This window comes from Shewanella sp. 10N.286.52.A9, assembly GCF_041468985.1.
Taxonomy (GTDB): domain Bacteria; phylum Pseudomonadota; class Gammaproteobacteria; order Enterobacterales; family Shewanellaceae; genus Shewanella; species Shewanella japonica.
Genome location: NZ_JBFRJQ010000019.1, coordinates 13,828 through 32,504, shown reverse-complemented (window position 1 = coordinate 32,504; position 18,677 = coordinate 13,828). Strand labels below are relative to the sequence as shown.

General features: G+C 41.3%; 19 protein-coding genes. 10 read left to right on the top strand and 9 right to left on the bottom strand.

The window, feature by feature from the left end; genetic code table 11:
* Window positions 1-64 precede the first annotated feature (64 nt).
* From AB4128_RS14655 to AB4128_RS14620, 8 genes are all read left to right on the top strand, one after another.
* Window positions 65-628: a sigma-70 family RNA polymerase sigma factor gene (locus tag AB4128_RS14655; protein ID WP_055026193.1), complete on the top strand. Its 564-nt coding sequence runs from the start codon at window positions 65-67 to the stop codon at window positions 626-628.
* Window positions 621-1,325, top strand: a complete 705-nt coding sequence (locus AB4128_RS14650; protein WP_055026192.1) for a DUF3379 domain-containing protein — start codon at window positions 621-623, stop codon at window positions 1,323-1,325. Before AB4128_RS14655 ends, AB4128_RS14650 begins: the two co-directional genes overlap by 8 nt.
* A gap of 141 nt (window positions 1,326-1,466) precedes the next feature.
* Window positions 1,467-2,918 (top strand): sodium/proline symporter PutP, encoded by a 1,452-nt coding sequence (gene putP, locus AB4128_RS14645; protein WP_055026191.1) that lies wholly within the window; start codon window positions 1,467-1,469, stop codon window positions 2,916-2,918.
* Window positions 2,919-3,286: 368 nt separating this feature from the next.
* Window positions 3,287-4,567, top strand: a complete 1,281-nt coding sequence (locus tag AB4128_RS14640; RefSeq protein ID WP_055026206.1) for an OmpP1/FadL family transporter — start codon at window positions 3,287-3,289, stop codon at window positions 4,565-4,567.
* Between the two features lie 178 nt (window positions 4,568-4,745).
* Window positions 4,746-5,822 (top strand): efflux RND transporter periplasmic adaptor subunit, encoded by a 1,077-nt coding sequence (locus AB4128_RS14635; RefSeq protein WP_055026190.1) that lies wholly within the window; start codon window positions 4,746-4,748, stop codon window positions 5,820-5,822.
* A gap of 14 nt (window positions 5,823-5,836) precedes the next feature.
* Window positions 5,837-9,142 (top strand): efflux RND transporter permease subunit, encoded by a 3,306-nt coding sequence (locus tag AB4128_RS14630; protein WP_055026189.1) that lies wholly within the window; start codon window positions 5,837-5,839, stop codon window positions 9,140-9,142.
* Between the two features lie 10 nt (window positions 9,143-9,152).
* On the top strand, window positions 9,153-9,371 hold the full coding sequence (locus AB4128_RS14625; protein ID WP_055026188.1) for a DUF2892 domain-containing protein: 219 nt from the start codon (window positions 9,153-9,155) through the stop codon (window positions 9,369-9,371).
* A 10-nt stretch (window positions 9,372-9,381) separates the two neighbouring features.
* Window positions 9,382-9,762, top strand: coding sequence for a rhodanese-like domain-containing protein (locus tag AB4128_RS14620; RefSeq protein ID WP_225442080.1), 381 nt, complete (start codon window positions 9,382-9,384; stop codon window positions 9,760-9,762).
* 109 nt (window positions 9,763-9,871) lie between these two features.
* On the opposite strand, the gene AB4128_RS14615 is transcribed toward AB4128_RS14620, so the two are convergent.
* From AB4128_RS14615 to AB4128_RS14595, 5 genes are all read right to left on the bottom strand, one after another.
* The gene (locus tag AB4128_RS14615; protein ID WP_055026186.1) at window positions 9,872-10,336 is read right to left on the bottom strand and encodes a GNAT family N-acetyltransferase; all 465 of its coding nucleotides are present in this window, start codon (window positions 10,334-10,336) and stop codon (window positions 9,872-9,874) included.
* Window positions 10,337-10,404: 68 nt separating this feature from the next.
* Window positions 10,405-10,980, bottom strand: coding sequence for a CBS domain-containing protein (locus AB4128_RS14610; RefSeq protein ID WP_144430227.1), 576 nt, complete (start codon window positions 10,978-10,980; stop codon window positions 10,405-10,407).
* 300 nt (window positions 10,981-11,280) lie between these two features.
* Complete coding sequence (locus tag AB4128_RS14605; protein ID WP_065110671.1) at window positions 11,281-11,817, bottom strand: YaeQ family protein; 537 nt, start codon at window positions 11,815-11,817, stop codon at window positions 11,281-11,283.
* A gap of 142 nt (window positions 11,818-11,959) precedes the next feature.
* Window positions 11,960-12,880 (bottom strand): bifunctional precorrin-2 dehydrogenase/sirohydrochlorin ferrochelatase, encoded by a 921-nt coding sequence (locus tag AB4128_RS14600; protein WP_055026184.1) that lies wholly within the window; start codon window positions 12,878-12,880, stop codon window positions 11,960-11,962.
* 122 nt (window positions 12,881-13,002) lie between these two features.
* Window positions 13,003-13,320 carry a DUF2007 domain-containing protein gene (locus tag AB4128_RS14595; protein ID WP_055026183.1) on the bottom strand — a complete coding sequence of 106 codons (318 nt, stop codon included), beginning with the start codon at window positions 13,318-13,320 and terminating at the stop codon, window positions 13,003-13,005.
* A gap of 144 nt (window positions 13,321-13,464) precedes the next feature.
* On the opposite strand from AB4128_RS14595, the gene AB4128_RS14590 reads away from it, so the two are divergent.
* Both AB4128_RS14590 and AB4128_RS14585 read left to right on the top strand, forming a co-directional pair.
* Entirely contained in the window at window positions 13,465-13,863 is a 399-nt protein-coding gene (locus tag AB4128_RS14590) for a DUF3224 domain-containing protein (protein WP_065110672.1), read from the top strand.
* Window positions 13,860-14,096, top strand: a complete 237-nt coding sequence (locus AB4128_RS14585; protein WP_080916172.1) for a hypothetical protein — start codon at window positions 13,860-13,862, stop codon at window positions 14,094-14,096. Before AB4128_RS14590 ends, AB4128_RS14585 begins: the two co-directional genes overlap by 4 nt.
* 115 nt (window positions 14,097-14,211) lie before the next feature.
* Here the strand turns inward: AB4128_RS14585 and secF are convergent, their stop codons facing one another.
* The 4 genes from secF to tgt are packed head-to-tail and all read right to left on the bottom strand — an operon-like array spanning window position 14,212 to window position 18,539.
* On the bottom strand, window positions 14,212-15,159 hold the full coding sequence (gene secF, locus AB4128_RS14580; RefSeq protein ID WP_055026180.1) for a protein translocase subunit SecF: 948 nt from the start codon (window positions 15,157-15,159) through the stop codon (window positions 14,212-14,214).
* Window positions 15,160-15,173: 14 nt separating this feature from the next.
* Window positions 15,174-17,024, bottom strand: a complete 1,851-nt coding sequence (gene secD / locus AB4128_RS14575) for a protein translocase subunit SecD (protein WP_055026179.1) — start codon at window positions 17,022-17,024, stop codon at window positions 15,174-15,176.
* A gap of 17 nt (window positions 17,025-17,041) precedes the next feature.
* Window positions 17,042-17,374, bottom strand: a complete 333-nt coding sequence (gene yajC, locus AB4128_RS14570) for a preprotein translocase subunit YajC (RefSeq protein WP_055026178.1) — start codon at window positions 17,372-17,374, stop codon at window positions 17,042-17,044.
* A gap of 31 nt (window positions 17,375-17,405) precedes the next feature.
* Window positions 17,406-18,539, bottom strand: coding sequence for a tRNA guanosine(34) transglycosylase Tgt (gene tgt / locus AB4128_RS14565; protein ID WP_055026177.1), 1,134 nt, complete (start codon window positions 18,537-18,539; stop codon window positions 17,406-17,408).
* Window positions 18,540-18,677: the final 138 nt, after the last annotated feature.

Sequence of the window (18,677 nt, the reverse complement as noted above, 5' to 3'; positions counted from 1 at the left end):
AAGCTTGCTATTCACAGCCAACCTTTTAAGCTATCGAACATAATATTTAACAATAAGTCATAAAATGTTCGATAGCTTGCGAAATAAAAAGTCCGAACCCACGGTCTTATCTGACATGCTAACTAAACAGCGACGATACGACAGCCTCGTCAGGGCACTTCATACTGATATCTACCGATATGCCTATTGGTTAATCGGCGATAAACATGTAGCTGAAGACGTCACTCAAGAAACGTTTCTACGCGCTTGGCGTGCTTTAGACTCTTTAAAGGATGATAAGGCCGCTAAAGCTTGGCTCATTACGATTTTACGCCGTGAAAATGCTCGCCGCTTTGAACGCAAGCAGTTTGATTACAGTGACGTAGAGCAAGAGTTGCTAGAAGATGAAAAGTCTTCCACAACCGAAGAGCAGACCGAACAATATTGGTTACGCAAGCAAATAGGTCAATTAGAGGTTGAGTATCGAGAGCCACTATTACTGCAACTTATCGGTGGATTTAGTGGTGAAGAAATTGCTGATTTATTAGAGCTCAATAGAAACACAGTTATGACGCGATTATTTCGCGCCCGGAATCAATTAAAAGACGCCTTAGAGTCTCCTGAAGTTAGAGGTCAATCAAATGGATGATCTAAAATTTCGTCGCCATGCCTATGGTGACCCAAATAGCCAAGATGAAGAATTTTTGGCCCAGATTGAAGCGTCTGAGTCTGATGCCAAACTTGTCAACGACTTGAAAGCATTAGACAGTAAGCTTACCAGCGCACTGAATATCGATGTGCCTGATGATCTGGCAGAGAAACTAATTTTACGCCAACAATTAGGTAAACATCAGCAGCAGAAAAAGCAAACACGTTATTTAATGGCGATGGCAGCATCCGTTGCGCTCGTCATTGGCTTAAGTGTTAGCATGCTTAGATTTACGCCTGTTGCCTTAGCGGAACATGCATTAGAGCATGTATACCATGAGCCTAAAGCATTATCAGTAGATCAAAATGTCGGCTTTGAAGACGTTAATTTTAAACTGGCAGGTATTAGTGGTTTAGAGAATGCGAAATTTATCCAACAACCAGGTAAAGTGTATTACACCTCTTACTGTGACTTCCAAGGCGTTAAAAGCTTACATTTAGTCATGGAAGGCGAACAAGGTAAGGTGACACTCTTCATTGTCCCCGCTGAAAATCGTATGGTTACGGAAGAATCGTTCGCTGACAAAAACTATCAAGGTTTAGGTTTTCAAACTGCAGACACCTTCATGTTACTCGTTGGTGAACAGGATGCTGATTTGCAATTTGTGAAAAATGAAATCGAGCAAACTTTCATTTAATATTCACTCTTTTAAGTAACAAAACGGCTAGTGAATTTTCACTAGCCGGTCAATAACTCTTCACACTTCCTTTCAAAATTGTGCACTAGGTCAAACATCTGTTAGCATGTCGCACAATAATCAGAACAATACGGAAGTAGCATGGCAATTGAAGCTCCAATCCTCATTACCTTTATTGGTTATCTCGCCCTTATGATGGGCATAGGCTATTGGGCCTACCGCAAAACAGACACCGTTGACGATTATATTCTGGGCGGCCGAAAAATGGGTCCAGCAGTGACAGCATTAAGTGTCGGTGCATCAGATATGTCAGGCTGGTTGTTATTAGGTTTACCTGGAGCTGTTTATTTAGGTGGCTTAGGTGAAGCCTGGATTGGCATTGGTTTAGTTTTCGGTGCTTGGTTAAATTGGCTATTCGTCGCTCGACGTCTTCGTATCTATACTCAAGCAGCTGATAATGCACTTACCCTACCCGACTTTTTTGAAAAACGCTTTGAAGATAAAAAAGGCATTTTGAAATTAGTCTCTGCGTTTACTATCTTAATATTTTTCACCTTCTATACATCTTCAGGCATGGTCGGTGGTGCCATTTTATTTGAACAAATATTTGGCCTTGATTACACCATCGCCTTAATGATTGGTTCGATTATTATCGTGGCCTACACGTTTGTTGGTGGTTTTTTTGCTGTAAGTTGGACTGATTTTTTCCAGGGTTGTTTAATGTTACTTGCATTATTAATTGTCCCTGTCGCCATTTTCAGCAAACCAGATACACAAGTCGCATTAGAAACCTTAGACCCTAAAATGCTGTCGCTGCTACACAGCAACATGACCACTATAGGTTTAGTGTCATTGCTTGCGTGGGGCTTAGGTTACTTTGGTCAGCCACATATTCTGTCACGCTTTATGGCCATTGGTAGCCCTGATGACATTCCTTTGTCACGTCGAATCGCCATGAGTTGGATGCTAGTAGCATTAGTTGGTGCGTTAGCGACTGGTATTGCTGGCACTATCTATTTTGCTGATGCCCCTTTAGCTAATTCAGAAACCGTATTTATCCATTTAGCACAAGTGGCATTCAACCCTTGGATTGGTGGTATTTTAATTGCGGCAATTCTGTCAGCCATTATGAGTACTATCGATTCTCAATTACTTGTATGCTCAAGTGTTATTACAGAAGACTTCTATCGCAAATGGTTACGCCCCGAAGCATCAGATAAGGAGCTCATGTTAGTTGGTCGTTTTGGCGTTCTTGCCATTGCGATAATTGCTATCGTCATCGCCTTAAATCCTGACAGTAAAGTTCTCGATTTAGTCAGTTATGCTTGGGCTGGTTTCGGTGCGGCATTTGGACCGGTCGTATTGCTAGCATTATTCTGGAAAGGCTATAGCCGAAATGGCGCAATTGCGACAATCGTAGTCGGTGCGTTAACTGTTGTGATATGGAAGCAACTGTCAGGCGGATTGTTCGATTTATATGAAATTCTACCTGGATTCTTATTTGCTAGCATCGCTGGCTTTGTATTCAGTAAGTTGTCGCCTCCAACCGACAACATTAAGACTCAATTCGATAATTTCAAAGCTTCTCTTTAATCTTCAATAGACCCAATTATTGTGAGTTTTCAATAATTGGGTCTTTCAGCGTACATCTGTACCATTTTTTTAAAAATAATCTTGCTGCCCACTTGTTGCAAAATTAACCAGCTAGCAACATTTTAATTTATCAATAAAATCATAGAACCCATACAGTTCAGGCGCTATAGAGTATTTACTCAAATTCTATGAAATACTCGACTATGCACAATTAACCTAAAGTTAACAATAACTAGCAACTGGTCGGAGTTGCAGGGATGACAACTGTTACCTAATATGCCCGCATTATTAAAGTTGGTGTTAATTGGGGACTTAAACGGCAGCGTTTAGGAAATTAATAAACTGACGTACAACGATGAGAAAAAATGATGACTAAATTCAACAAGACCTTGCTTGCGATGGCAGTGACATTAGCTAGCACACAAACCATGGCAGCTGGATTCCAACTTAATAGCCAATCAGCTACAGGTATTGGCCGTGCAATGGCTGGTGATGCAATCATTGCAGATAATGCATCAGTTTTAGCACGTAACCCGGCAGCAATGGCATTGTTTGATGAAACAGCAATTTCTGTAGGCATGACCTATGCTGACATCAATGTTGAAGTTAGCGACGTTCAATATGACACTATACTCGGTGGCACGAACCACTTAGGTAGCTTAGATAATGCTGCTGAAAATAAAGTTATCCCTAACTTTTACTACATCAATCCAGTAAATGACAAAATCGCTTTCGGTTTTGCCGCATTCAGCAACTACGGTACAGGCACGGATCTTGGTGAGTTAAATAATAACCAAGACTTCAACACCCCTATTGATTTGTTAGGTAACACCGAAGTTGTCACTATCAACTTAAATGCAAGCATGTCATACCGTATCAACGATTCTTTAAGCTTAGGTTTAGGTTTAGATATCATCCAAGGTTCTGGTACGTTAACCCGTTCAGGTGATTTAACTCTGGCTCCAGGAATGGATCCTATTGCTTTAAACCTTGTTGATGTAGATGCTGATGGCTGGGCTGTAGGTGGCATCATTGGTTTAGCTTACGAAATTAATGAAAACCACAGATTTGGCTTTAGCTACCGTTTCAGCCCTGAGATGAAAGCTTCTGGTGACATCTCTTACAATGCGAACCCACTAACACCTGCTGAAAATTTTGATGAAATTGAAATCCCAATGGCTGACATTGCTCAGTTCGCTGGTTTCCATCAGTTAACTGAAAAATTTGCTGTTCACTATACAGCGCAATGGACTCAATGGAGCACATTCGACCACATCGGTTTAGTCGATGGTGATGCAGGCTCAAGTGAAGCAATCTTAAAAGAATACAATTGGAAAGACTCGTGGTTCTTAAGCTTTGGTGCAACTTACGATATCAATGAGAATTGGACAGTAAGAGCGGGTATCGCAAATGACCAAGGGGTAGTGGGCGAAGTATCATCATTATCAATTCCTGATTCAGATCGTATCTGGTATTCAGCTGGTTTTACTTACAACATCAACCAAAACTCTAGCCTAGACTTTGGTTACACCTTAGTTGACGGTGAGAAAGTTCATGTTCTTGAGCAAAGTGCATTAGTTGGACAGGTCAGTGCTTATACTGAATCAGGTGCTAACTACTTCTCTTTGCAATACAACTACAACTTCTAAATTTAACGATTCAATCGTTCACATGAATGCGATGAAAACGCCTAAGTTTACTTAGGCGTTTTTTTTACGTTTAATTTGTAACATTGATACCTTCCATTAGATTTTTCTCATAAAGTAATTGCCACAGCATAAAAAGTCCATTAGAATTTTCTTATGGATAATTATTAACGGTGTCATCATGCTTTTAAAATGGGTTTTATTTATTGGGCTATTTATAGGTAACGCTTCACTGTCCCCAGCGCAAGCGAGCGACGATATCCGTTCAGAGCGCCATCCTAATCAATCCAGCATGCAGACATTAACAATAAGAACTGTTGAACAGGCTCAGCAGCTCTATTTTGATGGTCAAATTGAAGCGGTAAAAGCCGCAACAGTATCAGCTCAAACGGCGGGACGAATACTTGCGCTTCATTACGATATTAACGATTTAGTGCCTGCGGGTTCACCATTATTAGAAATCACCAGTAAAGAACAAGGCGCGAGTTTTGCTGCTGCTGAAGCTGAATTAGCAAGAGCGGAAGCTAAAAACATTGAAGCACAAGCCCAGTTCACTCGTTATCAGGCCCTTTTCCCCAAAGGAGCCATATCTAAAGGCGCAATGGATGAAGCCACCGCCAATGCTACTGCCAGCTTTCAAGCAGTTTCCGCAGCAAAAGCTCAATTAATTACCGCCAAAGAAACCTTAAATTACACCACTGTGAGCGCGCCATTTAGTGGACGAGTAACACAACGCTTTGTCGAGCAAGGCGAAACCGTTACTGTTGGTCAGCCACTTTATGCAGGCTACGCTATCGACGATATGCGCGCAGTATTTCAGCTTCCGCAGCAATATCAATCATATGTCACAACTGATACTAAGGTTACTATCGAGCTAGCTTCAGGCGTTATCATTCAATCAAGTGATATTATTCCATTCTCATTTTTGCAGTCGCCAAGTCAAACCTACCAGATCAGAGTAAATTTACCTGTTAGAGAAACAGAATACACAGCGGGTGAATGGGTAAAAATCGCGATTTCAGGCAAAAAGCAACCACACATTGTCGTTCCAGAATCGGCCATCTTTAGACGGGGTGACTACACTGCAGTCTTTATAAAGCAAGCTGACAACTTTGTGCAGACTCAAGTCAGGGTCAGAACTATGGCTAATAGTAGCGATAACCCAAGCGTAATTATTGATGCTGGATTGATGGATGGCGATATTATTCTTGCTCAAGCAAGCCAGTTCATACTCCAGTCTACCAACAACGATAAATAAGCCAGGAAGTAGTTATGACCAAATCACAGACTCTTGGTATTTCTGGAAAAATCGCTCAGGCTTTTCAGTCAAGCGCGATGACCCCATTAATTGCATTACTGGCAATATTACTGGGCTTATTCGCTATTGTTGTCACACCAAAAGAAGAAGAACCGCAGATTGATGTGACCTTTGCTGATGTCTACATTCCTTACCAAGGTGCCACTCCAGATGAAGTAGCAAGGCAAGTCACCTTACCGGCTGAAAAAATCATCTCTGAATTAAAAGGCATCGATACCCTTTACTCTTTTTCAATGAATGATGGCGCATTAATTATCGCTGTATTTGATGTCGGAGTACCTAGAGATCACGCTATTGTCAATTTATACAACCAGCTCCAATCAAACCAAGATAAGTTCAATCAAGCGGCAGGAATTGGTTCACCATTGATTAAACCGCGTGGAATCGATGATGTTCCGATTGTCGGATTAACGTTATGGTCGAAAGATGAAAATGTAACACCAGAATCTCTTACCATTGTGGCAACTGAGCTTGAAAATGAATTTAAGCGCATTAAAGGCACACGCGAAATTTACTCAATGGGCCGCCAAGAGCTAGCAGTCAATGTCAGGCTTGATCCCATTAAAATGAATCATTATGGCATTAGTTTTTCCCAGTTAAGGCAAGTTATTACCAGCAATAATTATATTTCATCGCCAAGTGACTTAACCCAAAATAATCAACTTATTAAAGTACAAACGGGGCAGTTTTTACAAAGTGCTGATGATGTTAGAAATTTAGTCATTAAGGTGGCTAATCAAGAAGAGCATCAAAGCCCAGTGTATTTATCTGACATTGCCGAGGTTAACTTAGCAACTGATATTGCAACTCAACATGTCCTGCATCTAGATAAGTCAGGTGTTTACCCTGCAGTAACTATCGCTATCGGTAAACAAACTGGCGAGAATGCCGTCGATATAACCGCTCAAGTTCTTGAACGTTTGAATAAAGTCGACAACCTGCTGATACCAAATAATGTCGAAGTCACGGTTTCAAGAAATTACGGAGAAACTGCAGGTAATAAAGCCAATACTCTGATACTGAAGTTAGTCTTTGCTACCTTAGCGGTTGTCATATTGGTGCTGATAACAATGGGAAGGCGTGAAGCAATGGTTGTCGGCATTGCTATTATTATCACCTTAGCCATGACCTTATTTGCTTCTTGGGCATGGGGGTTCACCCTCAATCGAATCTCGCTTTTTGCTTTAATTTTTTCTATCGGAATATTGGTCGATGACGCCATTGTCGTTGTTGAAAATATTCACCGTCATATGGCGTTAGGCAATAAAGACTTCAAAAACCTTATCCCTTTAGCTGTCGATGAGGTTGGCGGTCCGACGATTCTAGCAACGTTTACCGTAATAGCGGCACTTATGCCAATGGCATTTGTTTCTGGCCTTATGGGGCCTTATATGAGCCCTATTCCGATAAATTCCAGTATGGGGATGCTTATTTCGTTAGTCGTTGCATTTGTTGTAACCCCTTGGCTGAGTTTAAAGCTATTGAGGCATGGAGCAAACCATCGCCAAAATCTGAGTGAAAACCTTAGCCCAAATAACAGTCATTCAGAGCCGAATAACCTTATTTCAGAACAGCCTGTGGCGAACAAGTTTGCAGACCAGCAGCCGTTATCCACTAAAGGTAGTCAATTACAGCGTCTATTTACCTGGCTGATGACACCGTTTTTAATCGGCGAAAAAGCAAGGTTAGCCCGCTTAGGACTCACTGGTGCCATCATCTTTTTAATTGCTATAGCGGTTGCATTACCTGTTGGACAAGCAGTCATTTTGAAAATGCTGCCATTTGATAATAAATCAGAGTTTCAAGTCTTAGTCGATATGCCTGAAGGGACGCCTGTGGAACAAACACAGCGAGTACTAAAAGCATTGGGTGATCACTTGCTCACAGTTGATGAAGTCGACCACCTTCAGCTTTACGCTGGTACGCATGCACCAATTAACTTTAACGGCCTTGTAAGGCATTACTTTATGCGCCAAAGCCAAGAGTTAGGTGATATTCAAGTCAACTTGGTCGATAAAGCTCATCGAACCCGAGATAGCCACCAAATTGCCACAGCCGTTCGCAGCCAATTACAACACATTGGTGCCCCTTACCAAGCCAATATCAAAATTGTTGAAGTCCCTCCAGGTCCACCAGTTTGGTCACCAATACTGGCTGAGGTTTACGCCCCCACAACCGCACTGCGTGAACAAACAGCCAACAAGCTTAAACAGCGATTTGAACAAACTGAGCATGTGGTCGATGTGGATATTTACCTTCCTGCTCAAGCATCTCAATGGCGAGTGTATATTGACAGAAGTAAGGCGCAATTAATGGGATTACAGTATCAAGATATTGTAACCACCCTTACGAGTGCAATAGAAGGTGAACATGTTAGTTACATTCGAAACCAAGACTTTCAGGTGCCCGTTCCCATTAAGCTGCAAGCTTCTGAGCAAGCTAAAATTAATTTACAACAGCTTCTTCAATTAACACTTAACAATAGTCACGGAGAACCTGTTCGCCTTAATGACGTAGTTAAGGTCGAGCACGGTAATATCAATACCCCTATTATCCATAAAAACATGCTGCCAATGATCATGGTCGTGGCTGATATGGCAGGCCCAACAGACAGCCCGCTATATGGCATGTTCTCTATGTATGCCGATATTGAAAAAGACAATCTAAGTGGCGTGAATCCTTTCCCTGTACAGCAACATTTGATCAATCAACCAGATGGATTAGACACCATAGCCATTTTGTGGGATGGCGAGTGGAAGATTACCTATGAAACCTTCAGAGACATGGGAATTGCCTATGCCATTGGCATGATTGCAATCTATTTGCTTGTTGTAGGACATTTTAAATCTTACTTAGTGCCTTTGGTCATCATGGCACCTATTCCACTAACCATCATAGGTGTTATGCCAGGGCATGCGCTGCTTGGTGCTCACTTCACAGCCCCATCGATGATAGGCATGATTGCACTTGCAGGCATTATTGTCCGTAACTCAATCCTATTGGTGGACTTTATCAAACTAGAAACGGCTAAAGGTGTACCACTTGAGCAAGCGGTTATTCAATCTGGTGCGGTCAGAGCAAAACCGATTATGCTCACCGCTTTTGCTGCGATGATTGGGGCTTTATTCATTATTGATGACCCCATTTTTAATGGATTAGCTATTAGCTTAATTTTTGGCATTTTTATATCCAGTTTGCTCACCCTGATTGTTATTCCGATTTTGTATTACAGCGTAATGAAAAATCGACCATCAAACTAAGGAGATAAGCATGTCTTTGGAACGCATAATTATGGCTTTTGCAGGCTTTATGGTATTGCTATCAATGGCGTTAACAGCTTGGGTAAATCATAATTTTATCTGGCTAACGGTATTTGTAGGCGCTAATCTATTACAAAGTGCTTTTACTGGTTTTTGCCCTGCAGCAATATTATTTAAAAAACTCGGCGCTAAGCCTGCTGCAGAGTTGGCAATGACCGACAAACCATAGAGGATTCATTGTGCAACAACACCCTACACGCTTTTTAAATCAAGTCGCTTTACTCCTATTCGCTGGCTTAGCACTGGTGCTGTCGACAGTATCTATTGCTGATGAAATGCCTCCAGCGGTCGCTTGGGATAAAATTAATAATGGCGCCATGATCATTGACGTGCGTACAGAGCAAGAGTTTGCAGCTGGTCATTTAGATGGAGCGATTAACATTCCTTTTGAATTGGTACTAAAGCAATTAACCAAACAAAAGCTTGATAAAGATACGGCGATTGTATTGTATTGCAGAAGTGGAAGAAGAAGCGGTATTGCCAATAACGACCTTGTGGAAGCAGGTTTTACCCAAACCTATAATGGCGGGGGCTTTGAACAGCTTATCGCACATCAGTAAAATAATAATATGGCCACAACAAAAAAGCCTCACTAAGAGGCTTTTTTTGTTTTGGGTTAATGATGAGTATACAGGCTGCTTCATAAGACAGTTTCATCACAGCGCTTCATCACAAGAGCGCTTTCGTCATAGGTAAGCAAGTTAATTCAATGCCTCTAGGCGAGTAAAAAATAGCCTCTCGCTGTCCTTCAAAACCGCAAGCACGATAAAAGTCGACAGCGTTGAGTGACGCATCCAAAGATAATTTTTTGCATTGTGCTTTGCGTGCTTGTAATTCAAGGTACTGAATCATCTGTTTTCCAAACCCTTGACCAATATACTCTGGCCGCACAAACATAGCATCGACCATACCTGTGGTCAGGTTTATCATCCCCACACCCACAATATTGTCATTCATAATGGATACATAGCCATTAGCGGCAAAGTCTGTCACAAAGTGTGCGGGAAGACTGCCTTCGGTCCACTTTTGCAAAGTCTCATCCTCATAGTGGCCTTTACATTGAGCTAAAATCGCAAGATTACGAATTTCAAATGCAACGGCAGCATCATCCTTGGTCGCTTTTCTAATGTGCATAAATCATTTATTTAGAGGGCTTTATAATACGATATTATTTTTGCTCATTAAAAACAATACGTTGCTGATTAACTGGCAAGTTTAACTTTTTCAATGCTATCGAATATTTCCATAAAGCTTGGGTTTTGATTTACATCGATAGGAAGCTTGAGCTTTCTGACAATGTCATTTGCAGAAATAAGCCCTCTAATCACATTCAACTTATTATCAACCACCAAACAATGTTGATGTTGAGAGCGTTTCAGCGTCTCGATCACATCACTGATCCTCGCATTAAGAAGATCTTCATAATGGATAGCTTTAAGCGCACTTTTGGGCAACATAAAGTCAGAAAGTAATAATTGCTCGCGTGGGAAGCCTTGAGCCACATGTTTTTGCATTTCTTGACTGTGGAGCATTTGTAAACTTACTAAGCCCATAAAGTACCCTCTTTCATCGATAACAATTTTAAGCCTCACATGGGACTGCTTCATTAAGTGTTCAACATCTACTGCAGCAGTGTTTAACTTAATAACCAATGGTTTGAGTAATTTAAAATCGGTAAATACAGAGGTTGCTGCGGAAAATAAATTAATATGTTCTGAGACTTCTGGTTGGGCAAGAAGATCGATTTTATCGACCCCATGTAATGATAACGTCTTCATCGTCACTTCCTTAATAGACTGAACTAATACAAATTCCAATTCGTTATCGAGTCTTTTAGGTTGTTTCAATGTAAGTTGGCCTGAATCAGGTGATATAGATATGGTTGCAATATGCCTTTAATCAGTTAGTTAACGCTATCACAGTTATCATTAAACAATCACTTACTTCGATTGGTAGGCCATCGATTAATAATCCGAACTAACCTAGATTAAGATAAATCTAGGTTATTATTAAATCGGTGCTCGTCGTTTTGCAAAGACTTGGTAACCTACAAATTATAGTCCAAATTTGCTGCGATATTATTTAAGCCGTTGCGGCAGGATCATCAGACTATTACTGTCATCAGATAGCCAAATTTCGCCATCACTGATACTGACTTGTAACTTCATATTGCGATTAACAAAAACTGCCATCGCTTTAACGGCTTCTTCGTCAATATTAAACACTGACAGATTTTTATAACGTTGTAATGCTTGCTCATTTTGCTGCCACCAAATCGGTACGCTGCGGCCAGCATAAGTAATTAACTGAACCTGTTTTGAGCGGCCACAAGCTTTACGCAGCCACTTTTCATCAGCCTGGCCAAACTCAATCCACAGGTTAATTTCATCAGATAAACTTTTTTCCCATAACTCAGGTTCATCATCAACACACAAACCTTTACTAAATTGCAGTGAGTCCGACGCATTCATAATGAAAGCCAAAATACGTACCATCATTCTGCTGTCAGTTTCAGAAGGGTGTTGTGCAATCGTCAACTGGTGGTCAGCATAATAATGTCTGTCCATATCAGCAATTTGAAGAGCGGCTTTATAAACGGTAGCTTTGGGCGCCATGGGGATTCCAATAAAATAAAAAAACCGAGTTTATACTGTTTAACTTCAGTATGAAACTCGGCTTGAACTTATCTCTGACTCGATCACCTAGCGTGTTAACATGGTCAGTTATTGTCAGCGCTAAATAATTGGCAAGTTGTGATTAAAGAGCGCCTGGTTGCAGGTGTTTTGCCATAGGAAAATGCGCCTTTAATTTGTTTAACATACTGTCGTCTACCACCAGTAAGACTTTATCACCATGATTATACTGTTCAGCTAATTGGCTTAAACTGGGAATGATTTCTCGACTTGCATCTCGACGAACAAGCTCGTTAATTGTATTTGTCGACTCGTCTCGCTCTGCTTCGGTATAAAAAATGTCAATTTTTTGCAGTAATGGCATGGCCGCTATAGGCAGCAAATTGGCATCATCATGTTTATTGAACAGTAGAATTTCACCTTGATGAGATATTTGAGAAAACGCTTCTTGATAGTGACTTTCGGTGACGGTGTCATACCTGTCATTATTTTGCTGAAAAAAACGTTCCCAAAACAAGCGCCTCTCTTTACCTGATGTAATTCGCTGCTGTACTTCTACCCGCTTTGAGGCAACAAAATCAAATAAAGGGTTTAATGATTGCGGCAACATAGTTTCAAGGCGAGAACGAATGGTACGAGCAAATACAGGAGCAGCACCTGCAGTACTAATAGCAACGACTAATCGTCCTCTGTCGACAATCGAAGGGGTGATAAAACGGCAATAGCTTGGATTATCAACAACATTTACCCAAATGCCTTTTTCACGGGCAATAACGGCATAATCCATATTCAGCTGCGCATTAGCTGTAGCCATGTAAAGTAAATCATAACCTGTCATATCATCCGTATTGACACTTCGCTGAAATAGTGAAATTCGACCTCGCTTTTGATAGGCCTTGACCTCATCAGCAATTTCAGGGGCAATAACGTCAATATGGGCTTCGGTGCGTGAGAGTAAATCTAATTTACGAGTAGCGACTTCACCAGCGCCAACCACTAACACTTTTAATTCTTTTGTATCCACAAACAATGGAAAGTATTGCATTTATCACTCTCAAAGAAATCACAATGACTGAAAACAGTCGTGAACAATATCACTCACTATCCCATTAACTGACTCGGTTGTCCTAGTCAATTTTGCTATCAAGAATAATGATTAATTATAGATTAATTATGAGGAGTACTTTGTGGGGAGCTGCATTGCCAGCATAATTCAAAACTGCCCTCATTCATTTCATGGCATTGTAAGCATTGCCATTGTGGACGTTCCATATCATGGGACTCTAATAAGTTACGGGCTTTTTCAACTTGATGCTGATTCACCCATAAATCGACAGTTTGCATTTCGGTTGGTAACTCACCGACACCGCCGACAAGCGCTTCACCCGTGAGTTCAACCATAATGCCATGGGTCTCGAGTAAGCCTTTCCATGTATGGGCTTGAAGTAAGTTTCCACCGGTGAGTAATACTTTTCTATCTTCCATTATTATTCCTACAGCTATTGCTCTGCTGGCAAATTTTTAATCATCCTACTTGTAAATGGTTCTTAATGTCGAGCATTGATTAAACTTTATACTCAATATATGCTCAACAAGGTACTTAAAGGAGTGCACTCAAAGGAGATTGGTATGACACTTCATATATCAGGCATTTTTCAAATAACCAGTTGGGATGAAACCACTGATATTCAGCACCCAGATGGAGCAAAGCAGACATCAGCCAGTATAACCCAAATGTATTCTGGTGATCTTGAGGGCGTCAGTCAGCCCAAGTACATTATGTGTTATACAACCGATGCCCAAGCGGTATTTTGTGGCTATGAAAATGTCGAAGTCACTATCAACGGCAAGTCTGGTAGTTTCGTGTTGCAGCATAACGGTAAGTTTGAGCAAGGCGTCGCAATCAGTAGTTTTATCATCGTGCCGAATTCAGGACAAGGAGAGCTAGCGAATATTGACGGCAAAGGCAGCTTTACCTCTGGTGAAAAGGGGCAAGCTAACTACCAAATGGAAATAACCTCACTGTGATACCTTTCAATATCAGTCGATTGCACACAGAAGTCGGAATTGTGCAATTAAACGGACATTGGGTGCCAAACTCAGATTACGAACAAAAGTCTGCCTTACACATAAATCGTTTATCACAACTTTCAACAGACGGTTGGGTAGAACTTGATATCAACCACAACGGCAACATAAAATTCATTCAACAGCTACAGCCATTTGTCGTGCAGCACTTAGTAGCGCAACAGCAGTGCTAATTGAGCGCTAGTTACAGAACATAATGGCAAACAGCAACACACTTTAGCCATCAAAAACCTTAATTTATATACAAAAAAGCCACTCAATAGAGTGGCTTTTTTAGATTAATACCGTTTACGGCATCATTGAAGGTTGGTCAGCACCTTCTTTTTCAATCTCAACAGGCATCATGTGCTCACGACAGATACCCAGTTTAATTGCAAGGTAACTTGCCACATAGATTGAAGAATATGTACCAACGAAAATACCGCATAATAACGCTGTCGCAAATCCGTGGATCATACTACCGCCCTTTAGGAACAATGCGATGACAACAACCAGCGTAGTACCTGTTGTGATAATGGTACGGCTCATTGTTTGGGTAATAGACGTATTTACCACTTCATTTGGTCCGCCTTTACGCATCTTAAGGAAGTTCTCACGGATACGGTCATAAACAACAATAGTATCGTTTAATGAGTAACCAACAACGGTCAATAAGCCAGCTAGAACTGTCAAATCAAACTCAAGTTGTAAAATTGAGAAAATACCTAATGTTACGATAACGTCATGGGCAAGTGCGGCTACAGAGCCCATTGCCAAACGCCATTCGAAACGGAAAGATACATAAATAAGAATACAGATTAATGCTACGATAACCGCAAGGCCACCCTGCTCTGCAAGCTCTTTACCCACTTGTGGACCAACAAACTCAACTCGCTTTTGAATAACGCCAGCATCGATAGTTTGTGCGCCATCCATTACAGCTGCAACTTGAACTTCACTTTTCAGATCCTCAAGTACAGGTAAACGGATTAACACATCTCGGCTTGAACCAAAGTTTTGAACCACGGCACCACTTGCGGCATCAGTTTCGTACTGAGCGCGAAGTTCAAGTAGATCAACAGGTTTCGAAAACTCAAGTTCTACGACAGTTCCGCCAGTAAAATCAAGTCCCCAGTTAATCCCTTTTACACCTAAAGAGGTTAAAGAGGCGATAACCAAAAACATTGAAAAAATACTGATGACTTTCGCATGCTTTAGGAAGTCGATCATTTTGGTAACTGAAAATATTTGTAACATGGTCAACTCCTCCCTTAGATAGATAGTTTCTTAACGCGTTTACCACCCCACATGAGATTCACAATTACGCGAGTTCCCACAATAGAAGTAAACATAGACGTTGCGATACCAATCATTAGAGTTACAGCGAAACCTTTTACAGCACCCGTACCCACAGCAAACAAAATCAAGGCTGTCATAAAGGTGGTAATGTTCGCATCAGCAATAGTAGAAAATGCGTTACCGTAACCTTCATGAATCGCTTGTTGCACACTACGGCCTGCCAGTAATTCTTCACGAATACGTTCGAAAATAAGGACGTTACCATCAACCGCCATACCGACAGTCAGTACCATACCAGCAATACCAGGAAGCGTTAGTACCGCTCCAGGAATCATTGACATCACACCAACAACCATCACTAAGTTAGCAGTAAGCGCTAAGTTAGCAATAACACCAAATGCACGGTAATAAACCAGCATGAAGATAAGTACGATTGCCATACCCCAAATCATTGCCATTTTACCGTTTTCGATGTTTTCAGCACCTAGACTTGGACCAATTGTACGTTCTTCAACAATCGTCACAGGCGCAATCAAGGCACCGGCACGTAACAATAATGCCAGGCTTTGTGCTTCGGCATGATCAAGACCATTAATCACAAAGTTACGACCAAGACGCGCCTGAATCGTAGCAACAGAAATGACTTCTTCAATCTTAGTCATTTTTACCGTGCCGTCAGGATTACGTTGCCCGCTATCTTTATATTCAATGAACAACGTTGCCATTGGCTTGCCAATGTTATCTTTGGTCACGTTAGAGAAAATATTACCGCCTTTCGCATCTAAGTTAATAGACACTTGAGGACGACTGTATTCATCAAAAGAAGGTTGTGCACCGGTAATATGATCACCTGTTAACATGACTTCTTTTTTCAATACAGCAATACCGCCAGAGCGACGAGGGTATACTTCAGAAGAGGCTGGTACTCGACCATTTGCAGCTGCTGCTTGATCCGCATTTTCGTCAACCATACGAAATTCAATCGATGCTGTTGCACCAAGAATTTCTTTTGCACGAGCAGTATCTTGAACACCAGGAAGCTGCACAATGATGCGCTCAGCACCTTGACGCTGTACCACGGGCTCAGCTACACCTAGCTCATTAACACGGTTACGGATAGTCGTAATGTTTTGCTGAAGAGCTTCTTCCTTAATTTGCTTAAGGTATACATCACTCATATTTGCGTGAAGCATATAGTTTTCACCAACACTGTTGTCGGTAAATACCATGTCGTTACTTAATGATTTTAAGTAGCGCTCAGCTTTTGCCAAGTTATCAGCATCACGGAACTTAATTTCCAATCCTTTTGCTGTTTTTCTGACACCAGCATAACGAATCTTTTGCTCACGTAATTGACTTCTAAAGTCAGCAATTTTGGCTTCTTCCATCTTGCGGATGGCTTCCCCCATGTCCACTTCCATTAAGAAGTGAACACCGCCACGTAAATCTAGACCTAGCTTCATTGGCGTTCCGCCAACAGCTTCAAGCCACTCTGGAGTAGCAGGCGCTAGATTTAACGCAACGGTATATTTATCACCTAAACTTTCAGCAATGGCTTCTCTTGCTAACAATTGCTGTTCAGCATTTTGAACACGGACAATTAATTGCCCGTCTTCGAGCTCAGCGCGCTTAACCGCAATGCCTTTACTCTCAAGTAATCCATTTACTGACGATAGTGTTGAAGCCGTGACTTCCGCGCCACGAGTCGCTACGACTTGTACCGCATGGTCCTCACCAAAAAGGTTTGGAATTGCATAGAAACCACCAATGGTGATGACAAGCAACACCATGATGTTTTTCCACATTGGGTATTTATTTAACACACCTGAGCCCTCTTGGCTTACAACGACTGGATAGAGCCTTTAGGCAATACCGCTGCAACATAATCCTTTTTAATAGTGATTTGGCTAGTTTCATTAATGCTTAATAAAACGTAATCACTGTCGTCACTGATTTTAGCAATCTTGCCTAAAATGCCGCCGCTTGTTAGCACTTCATCACCTTTACTTAATGCTGACATTAAGTTTTTGTGCTCTTTAACGCGCTTAGACTGAGGACGGAAAATCATGAAGTAGAAGATCAAGCCAAAAACTACTAGCATGAAAATCAGTTCCATAGTGCCGCCACCTTGTGGAGTGCCTGCTGCGTTTGCGTATGCATTTGAAATAAACATATTACTCTCTTCTTGTTTTCTAAATTAAAAATCAGTCTTTTAACTCTGGTACAGGTGGAACTTCACGACCTAACTTGGTGTAGAAATCTGTCACGAAGGCGTCTAATGTACCCGTCTGAATAGCACCACGCAAACCTTCCATCAAAATTTGATAGTAACGTAGGTTGTGAATGGTGTTTAAACGAGCACCTAGAATCTCATTACAGCGATCTAAGTGATACAGGTAAGCACGTGAGTAGTTCTTACAAGTATAACAATCACAGCTTTCATCTAATGGCGATGTATCATCACGATGGCGAGCGTTACGAATTTTAATCACGCCTTCTGATGTAAATAAATGGCCATTACGGGCATTACGTGTAGGCATTACACAATCGAACATATCAACGCCACGACGAACACCTTCAACTAAATCTTCAGGTTTACCTACGCCCATTAAATAACGAGGTTTATCTTGTGGTAACTGAGGACATACATGCTCAAGGATGCGGTGCATATCTTCTTTAGGCTCACCAACGGCTAACCCACCAACAGCATAACCATCAAAGCCAATGTCTGTTAGCCCTTTAACGCTTTCATCACGTAAATCTTCGTAAACGCCACCTTGAACGATGCCGAACAGCGAATTAGGGTTTTCTAAGCGATTAAACTCGTCACGTGAACGTTGTGCCCAGCGCAATGACATTTGCATCGATTTACGCGCTTCATCATGTGTTGCTGGGTAAGGAGTACATTCATCAAAAATCATCACAACATCACTGCCTAATGAGTTTTGAATTTGCATCGACTTTTCTGGATCTAAAAAAATCTTCTCACCATTAATTGGTGAACGAAAGTGCACGCCTTCTTCGGTGATTTTACGAATATCACCCAAACTGAATACTTGGAACCCACCCGAGTCGGTTAAAATAGGACGTTGCCAATTCATAAAGTCATGTAAATCACCATGCTTACGCATGATTTCTTCACCAGGACGTAGCCACAAATGGAACGTGTTACCCAATAGAATATCAGCACCCGTTGCACGGACTTCTTCAGGTGTCATACCCTTTACAGTACCGTAAGTACCAACTGGCATAAATGCTGGGGTTTCAACCGTACCACGTTCAAAAACTAAACGACCGCGACGTGCGCGTCCGTCTGTTGTATCAAGTTCAAAATTCATATTTCACCTTGCCAGATAAACAGTCTGACTCGTTGTTGTTGCATAAGACATGAGGGCATTAGCGATAACTTCAAGGTTAAAGCTAAAATTAACCCAAAAAAATACCCACCTCTGTGGGCGGGTATTTTAGATCAAAAT

What these genes read in the sequence shown, in the direction of transcription:
- AB4128_RS14630 (WP_055026189.1), top strand. Translation starts at nt 5,837, where the DNA reads ATGACCAAATCACAGACTCTTGGTATTTCTGGAAAAATCGCTCAGGCT.
- yajC (WP_055026178.1), bottom strand. Translation starts at nt 17,374, where the DNA reads ATGTTTATTTCAAATGCATACGCAAACGCAGCAGGCACTCCACAAGGT.
- AB4128_RS14625 (WP_055026188.1), top strand. Translation starts at nt 9,153, where the DNA reads ATGTCTTTGGAACGCATAATTATGGCTTTTGCAGGCTTTATGGTATTG.
- AB4128_RS14635 (WP_055026190.1), top strand. Translation starts at nt 4,746, where the DNA reads ATGCTTTTAAAATGGGTTTTATTTATTGGGCTATTTATAGGTAACGCT.
- AB4128_RS14590 (WP_065110672.1), top strand. Translation starts at nt 13,465, where the DNA reads ATGACACTTCATATATCAGGCATTTTTCAAATAACCAGTTGGGATGAA.
- AB4128_RS14600 (WP_055026184.1), bottom strand. Translation starts at nt 12,880, where the DNA reads ATGCAATACTTTCCATTGTTTGTGGATACAAAAGAATTAAAAGTGTTA.
- tgt (WP_055026177.1), bottom strand. Translation starts at nt 18,539, where the DNA reads ATGAATTTTGAACTTGATACAACAGACGGACGCGCACGTCGCGGTCGT.
- AB4128_RS14610 (WP_144430227.1), bottom strand. Translation starts at nt 10,980, where the DNA reads ATGAAGACGTTATCATTACATGGGGTCGATAAAATCGATCTTCTTGCC.
- AB4128_RS14615 (WP_055026186.1), bottom strand. Translation starts at nt 10,336, where the DNA reads ATGCACATTAGAAAAGCGACCAAGGATGATGCTGCCGTTGCATTTGAA.
- secF (WP_055026180.1), bottom strand. Translation starts at nt 15,159, where the DNA reads ATGTTACAAATATTTTCAGTTACCAAAATGATCGACTTCCTAAAGCAT.
- AB4128_RS14650 (WP_055026192.1), top strand. Translation starts at nt 621, where the DNA reads ATGGATGATCTAAAATTTCGTCGCCATGCCTATGGTGACCCAAATAGC.
- putP (WP_055026191.1), top strand. Translation starts at nt 1,467, where the DNA reads ATGGCAATTGAAGCTCCAATCCTCATTACCTTTATTGGTTATCTCGCC.
- AB4128_RS14655 (WP_055026193.1), top strand. Translation starts at nt 65, where the DNA reads ATGTTCGATAGCTTGCGAAATAAAAAGTCCGAACCCACGGTCTTATCT.
- AB4128_RS14605 (WP_065110671.1), bottom strand. Translation starts at nt 11,817, where the DNA reads ATGGCGCCCAAAGCTACCGTTTATAAAGCCGCTCTTCAAATTGCTGAT.
- AB4128_RS14640 (WP_055026206.1), top strand. Translation starts at nt 3,287, where the DNA reads ATGACTAAATTCAACAAGACCTTGCTTGCGATGGCAGTGACATTAGCT.
- AB4128_RS14595 (WP_055026183.1), bottom strand. Translation starts at nt 13,320, where the DNA reads ATGGAAGATAGAAAAGTATTACTCACCGGTGGAAACTTACTTCAAGCC.